This window comes from Synechococcus sp. H60.1, assembly GCF_047462335.1.
In the GTDB taxonomy this organism is placed as follows: domain Bacteria; phylum Cyanobacteriota; class Cyanobacteriia; order Thermostichales; family Thermostichaceae; genus Thermostichus.
This window is the reverse complement of record NZ_JANSJA010000204.1, coordinates 1-6304: the sequence shown is the minus strand read 5'-3', so window position 1 is coordinate 6304 and position 6304 is coordinate 1. Positions and strand designations below refer to the sequence as shown.

Here is a 6304-nt window from a genome sequence, read left to right as displayed (position 1 = left end):
GATTGCTTCTCTTCAGCAGCAATGCCGCTTTCCCTGGTGAGCTCAGGGCGGAGGGACAACCGTTTTCTGGCCGTGGCAAAACTTGGGATCTAGCCAATAACTTCATAAACTGGAGCAAATGGCTCATCGCCATTGTTTTGCAGCGACCAGAGCCGCCCTTGTGATCCCAGTTCGCCTGACCTTACACAATTTTCTCTGCTACTCTCAGGCGGTTTTGGATCTGCGCGGGATCCACACCGCTTGCATTTGTGGCCCTAACGGGGCGGGCAAATCGGCTTTGCTGGACGCCCTGACCTGGGGCCTCTGGGGACAGAGCCGGGCCAGCAACGACAGCGATCTCATCCGCAAAGGTGCCAGCGAAACCTGGGTGGAAGTAATTTACCGCTCGCGGGGGCAAACCTACCGCATCCTGCGCAGCCGCCACCTGTCGGGGGAAGGATCCCTGGAGTGGCAAATTCAAATTGGAGAAGCCGACGGCCAAGCCCGCTGGCGCAGCCTCACCCGCCGGGGCCTGCGCGCCACCCAAGAGGCAATTACAAGTCAGCTTGGCCTCGACTACGACACCTTTCTCCACTCTGCCTATCTGCGCCAGGGACAGGCCGATGCCTTTACCCTGAAGCGCCCGGGGGAGCGCAAGCAGATCTTGGCCGACATGCTCAAGCTGGGGCAGTATGACTTGCTGACGGAGCGTTGCCGCGAACAGGCCCGCAGCGCCAAGCTCAAAGCCGACCTGCTCCAAGAGCGCCTGTACAAGCTAGACCAACAACAGGTTTCCATTGAGCAGATCCAAGCTGAACTGGAGCAGCTCCAACACCAGCAAACCCATCTGCAGCAGCTCCTGGCCCAACAGCAGCAGGAATTACAGACTCTAGAACGTGCCTATGAACATCGCCACATCCTGAAGGAGCGCCACCGGCAACTCACCCAACACCTGCACAAGCTCAGCGCCAACCTGCACCACACCGAACAGCAGTGGCGGGCGCAGCGGCAGCAGCTTCTGCAGCTGGAAGAGCTGATTGCCCAAAGCGAGCAGATCCAGGCCGGCTACGAACGCTATCAGTCCCTGATGGCCCAAGATCGCCATCTTCACCACCTCTTCGAGCAACAGCAATACCTGCTCCAAGAGCGCCAAAAGCTGCAGGCCCAACAAGCTGAGTACCAACAGCAGCAACTGCGCAGAATGCAGCGGCTGCAACAGGAATTGGCCGCCTGCCAGGCCCAAGCCCAGGCCGATGCCCAGGTGCTGGCAGAAGGGGAGCGCATCGAAAACGCCCTCCACCACTACCGGCAAGCCCAGGAGCGCCTGCAGATCTTGAACGAGGCCCAGGCCCAAGCCGCCGCCCTCCTGGAGCAACAACGGCACTGGCAAGAGCAGATCCGCCGCGAGCGAGAACGCCTGCAAGCCCGCCTCCAGCTCCTCAAGCAGCAACTGCAAAACCAGGAAACCCTGGCCCAACAGCAGCAGCAACTGGCCCAGAAAATTGCCGCCGGCGCCGCAGCCCTGGCCGAGCTGGAGCAACGGCGTCTCTACCAACAGCAGGTGCTGGAAAAAATTCAAGAGCGCCGCCTCTTTGTGCAGAAGCTGCAGGAGCGGCAGCGGGTTCTCCAGCATCAGTGGCAACAGGAGGAAGAGCGCTGCCGCCTGCTAGAGGCTCGCTGGGAAGAGTTTCCTGTTGGCGATAGCGGAGCAGAGTCCTTTCACGCCGAGCGTTTGGATCCTGCAGAGCTAGAAGATCTGGATCGACCGGATAACCTAGGCCCTTCGGATCCAGACTCTGGCTGGTGCCGTCCCACCCATGCTTTGACGGGGGCGAAGGCCATTGCCGAGGGAGCTGCAGAACCGGGATCCGAAGTAACCGCAGGCTCCCTCTTCTCAGAGCAGCCTGCCGAGTCCACGCTGGCACCGCCCACCAAAGTGCCGACTGCCCCGACTTGGGTTTGCCCCCTCTGCGCCCGTCCGCTCAGCCCGCCCCTGAGGGCGGTGGTGCTGAAGAAACACCGCCAGCGCCAAGAAGAGATTGCCGGCGAGCTCTTTGTGATTCGCGAGCAACTGGCGGTGGCCGACCGGGAGATCGGGCTGCTGCAAGAAGAAGCCCGGCGTCTTGAGCAAGAATTGGCCAGCTGGGACGAGCGCCTGCACCTCCAGGGGCGGCTGCAGCAGCAGTGGGAGGCCGGGCAGGAGCGCCATCGGCAACTGGAGGCTTGGCGGGCAGAAGCGGCAGAACTGGAGCAAATCCTCAACCAAGAAGCTTATGCTCCAGAGGCGCGGCAGCAGCTTGCCCAGATCCAGCAGGCCCTGCAACACCTGGGCTACGACGAGCGCGAACACGCCCTGCAGCGAGGGGAGCTGGAGCGCTGGCGCTGGGCCCTGGGCCGCTCCCAAGAACTGCGCAAAGCCCAGGAGCGCTGCGCCCGCCTAGGTGAGCAAATCGCCTCCCTACAAGCCCAACTGGAAGCCCTGCAGCAGACGCCCTCCTCGGCTGCCCTAGCAGAGCGACTGGTCCAGATCGAACAGGCGCTGAACCACCTCGGCTACGACGGATCCCTGCACCAGCAGGTAAAAGCAGAACTGGCCCAGGCGCAACTGTGGCCGGCCCGCCTGCAGGCCCTCCAAATAGCCCGCCAGGAGCTGCCGGAAGCCACAGCCCGCAGCCAGATCTTGTCCCAACGCCTGCAGGAAAGCCGGCAGCACTTTGCCCAGGCCACCCAAGAGCTGGAAGCGCTGCAGCAACAACTGGCGGAGCAGCCTGAGGTCTTGCCCGCCCACCTGGAAGGGATCCGCCAAGCTCTGCAGGAGCACCGGCAAGGGCTGGATCAGGTGCTTTCTCAAATCGGGGCGGCCCAACAGCGGCTGCAGCAGGCCCTTGAACAACAGTCGGAGCGGGCAGAGCTAGAGCGACAACTGCAGCAGGCCCGCCGCCAGCAGCAGGTGTACCAGGAGCTGGCCAACGCCTACGGCCGCAACGGCATTCCCGCCCTGATCATCGAAAACGTTCTGCCAGAGCTAGAGGCACAAGCCAACCAGATCCTGGGCCGCCTCACCCAACACCGCCTCCATCTGCGCTTTGTAACCCAGCGCTCGGGGCGACGCTCGGACAAGCTAATTGAAACCCTCGACATCCTCATCGCCGATCCCCGCGGCACCCGCCCCTACGAGACCTACTCCGGCGGCGAGGCCTTCCGCATCAACTTCGCCATTCGCCTGGCCCTCTCCCGCCTGCTTACCCAGCGCTCCGGCTCCGACCTGCAAACATTGATCATCGACGAGGGGTTTGGCTCCCAGGACGCCACCGGGCGGGCCCAGTTGCTGGCGGCCATCAACGCTGTGGCCTCTGACTTTGCCTGCATCCTGGTGATCACCCACATCCCCAGCCTGCAAGAGGCCTTTCCCCACCGCATCGAGGTGCAGCCCTCCCCCCAGGGATCCCGCCTCTCCATTCGCGGCTAGTCATTTGGCTGGTCATTTGAGGAGTTGCCGGCCCGGCTCCGGAGCCACTGCTGGAGCAGGGGAATTATAGTCTCGCCAAGCTGGCTCCACTGGCCGGGCTTTTGGGCCGTGGTCAGCAGCTCCACCCGCTCCCCTCGGATCACCAAAAAGCCCACCGGCTCGATGCGCACCCCGCCCCCCGCTCCGCCAAACAGGCTGGCCGGATCCCGTCCGTTGCTGCGAAAGCCGCTGGCCGTTTTGCCAAAATGGCCCCCTCCTCCGCCAACGCCAAAATAGAGCGACACGTAGGGGACAATCGTTGTGTCGCCAATGGTAATCGGCTGGCCAAAGGTCTGTCCCGTCTCCGCCAAAACCGTCAGCTTGCTCAGCACCGCCTCCAGGACGGCTTCCACCTCGAAATCGGAATTGGAATCGGATCCCATTTGTGACGTTTGCGTCAATGCTGCAGGCCAGCTCCAGAGGCCACCAGGTGAAGAACCAGATTGACTGTGGTTGCCTCAAACAAGGTTAAGATACCTTGCCGCCTACCCAAGTGCTCCGCGCCGCTACCCTCACCCCCAACCCCTCTCCCTCAGGGAGAGGGGAGTTAGGAATAGTGCTCGGCGCCAGGTGCTTTATCGTAACTTCATCCAAGAAAGGCTACTTACCCCCACAACTGACTCGGGCCGACACCGAGAAAGGGGAAGCTCCTGCGCCGCTTTTAATCCTCGTCAGGAGAGCCAGAGTAGAGATCTTCCAGGCGGCTGCGGGCTTCTTCCAGGCTGGTCGAACGAATCACCAACAAGGGCTCTTCCGTCAGGTTGCCTTCTTCATCCAAGAGCTCTGGGTGGGGCGCCTGTCGGCGAGCCCGACGGGGCGAGGCCTTGCGCTCTTCTTTGCCCAACGTGATGATATTGGCCACCAGGTTACGCAGGGCCACAAAAGCGATGGCCACGAAAGCGATGAGGTAGAGGATCTGCAGCATCACGGGTCAGATGAGTCAGAGGAAGGGTGAATTTGGCGGAAGCGACGGCCCAGCTCGGCGCACTCCATCAGCAGGTGATGCCATTTTGCCATCAGCGCTGGGTCAACGCCAACTTCATTCTCCGACAACTGATAGAGGGCTTCTGCGGCTTGCAATTCTGCTTGGGCAGCCAAAACCCGCTCCAGAAGGGCCTGCTGCGCCTCCGGGCTAATAAATTCTAGGGTTTCTTCTTGCAAAAAGCGGCGGGAGCGCTCAAACCAGTAGCGGTAATCTTCCAGTAGGGGCCCCAGAATCTCTCGCAGTAACTTGGCTTTGCTCATCATTGGGATCCCTCCGCGCCTGGTTTGCTGAGAGCATCTTAGCTGAACTTAACCTTCTCCCGCCAGGGATCCCTGGGTGGCCTCCAGGCGGGCTTCCGTCTCCAGCAGCAGGGCTTCCAGCTGGGGCACCAGCTCTAGGGCCTGCTCTTGCCAGTAGCCCCGCTGGTGGGCTTCCAGCAGCCGCTCGCTCATATCCCGCAGTGCCCAGGGGTTGTGGTTTCGCAAAAACTGCTGCACGGGGGGATCCAACAGGTAGGCGCGGGCCACCCCGGCGTACATGAAATCGGGCACGGCGTGGGTGGTGACGTCGTAGGCAAAAAGGTAGTCGAGGGTGGCGGCCATCTCAAAGGCGCCTTTGTAGCCGTGGCGCATTACGCCGGCAATCCACTTGGGGTTGACGACGCGGGCGCGATAGACGCGGTCGATCTCTTCGGCCAGGGTGCGGATCTTGGGGTTGTGGGGACGGGCGTGATCCCCGAAGTAGATTTGGGGGTTGCGGCCCTGGAGGGTGCGCACGGCTGCCACCATGCCCCCCTGGAACTGGTAGTAGTCATCGGAGTCGAGGAGATCGTGCTCGCGGTTATCCTGGTTGTGCAGGACAATTTGCAAGCGGGCCAGTTGCCGCTGCAGGGCTGCAGGAGCCGGCTCTCCCTCGCCCTCAGCTCGGTAGGCGTAGCCGCTCCAGTTGAGGTAGGCGCGGGCCAGATCCGCCTCGGTTTCCCAGTTTTGCGCCTCGATTAGCCCCTGCAGTCCGGCTCCGTAGGCCCCTGGTTTGGAGCCAAAGATGCGCAGCCGCGCCCGCTCTGCCGCTTCTGAAGGCGGGATCCCTTGCTCCTGCCAGTACTGGGTATCGGCCAGCACCTGGGCCCGCAGGGGGTTGTCGGCTTCCGGTTCTTCCAGGGCGGCCACGGCCTGCACAGCCCGGTCGAAGAGGGCAATCAGGTTGGGAAAAGCATCGCGAAAGAAGCCGGAGATGCGCAGGGTTATGTCCACGCGGGGACGGCCCAAAGCCGCTACAGGCAGAATCTCAATATCCACCACCCGTCCCCCCTCCCAGCGGGGCCTAACCCCCAAGAGCGCCAGCGCCTCCGCCCAGTCCTCGCCGCCGGTTCTCAGGGTGGCAGTTCCCCAAACGGATAGGCCCAGGTGGCGGGGATATTCCCCCTGCTCTTGCACGTAGCGCTCCACCACCCGCTCAGCAGCCAGCGAGCCAACTTGCCAGGCAGTGGGGGTAGGAATGGCGCGGATATCCACCGAGTAGAAGTTGCGCCCGGTGGGCAACACCTCCACCCGGCCCCGCGTGGGAGCGCCGGAAGGGCCGCTGGGCACATAGCCGCCATTGAGCCCGCGCAGGAGATTTTCCAGCTCCTGGGGTGTTTGCTGCAGGCGGGGGAGCAAGTCCGTCTCGATCCAGCGCAGCACCTGGCTGGCCGCCGGCCCCGGGGGCGGATCGTAAGGGATCCCCTGTAGCCGCTGGGCAATCCAGAGGCGGGCCTGGGCCTCTAGGGCAGCTACCCCATCTCCGATGCGGCGAAAGTTCTCGCCCATAGAGCTGGCTGGCTAATTCCTCAA

General features: G+C 62.8%; 4 protein-coding genes and 1 pseudogene. 1 reads left to right on the top strand and 4 read right to left on the bottom strand.

Going from position 1 to position 6304, the window contains the following annotated elements:
* Positions 1-118: 118 nt before the first annotated feature.
* Positions 119-3448, top strand: a complete 3330-nt coding sequence (locus NW852_RS10270) for an AAA family ATPase (protein ID WP_414426711.1) — start codon at positions 119-121, stop codon at positions 3446-3448.
* On the opposite strand, the gene NW852_RS10265 is transcribed toward NW852_RS10270, so the two are convergent.
* The 4 genes and pseudogenes from NW852_RS10265 to NW852_RS10250 form a co-directional block, all read right to left on the bottom strand.
* The gene (locus NW852_RS10265) at positions 3445-3870 is read right to left on the bottom strand and encodes a GerW family sporulation protein (protein ID WP_414399229.1); all 426 of its coding nucleotides are present in this window, start codon (positions 3868-3870) and stop codon (positions 3445-3447) included. The genes NW852_RS10270 and NW852_RS10265 overlap by 4 nt on opposite strands.
* A gap of 278 nt (positions 3871-4148) precedes the next feature.
* The gene (locus NW852_RS10260) at positions 4149-4412 is read right to left on the bottom strand and encodes a DUF2973 domain-containing protein (RefSeq protein ID WP_414333816.1); all 264 of its coding nucleotides are present in this window, start codon (positions 4410-4412) and stop codon (positions 4149-4151) included.
* Positions 4412-4735: a DUF2605 domain-containing protein gene (locus tag NW852_RS10255; protein WP_414333814.1), complete on the bottom strand. Its 324-nt coding sequence runs from the start codon at positions 4733-4735 to the stop codon at positions 4412-4414. The genes NW852_RS10260 and NW852_RS10255 overlap by 1 nt, the downstream gene beginning before the upstream one ends.
* A gap of 45 nt (positions 4736-4780) precedes the next feature.
* Positions 4781-6265, bottom strand: a pseudogene (locus NW852_RS10250) (cobaltochelatase subunit CobN); the annotation flags it as partial.
* Positions 6266-6304: the final 39 nt, after the last annotated feature.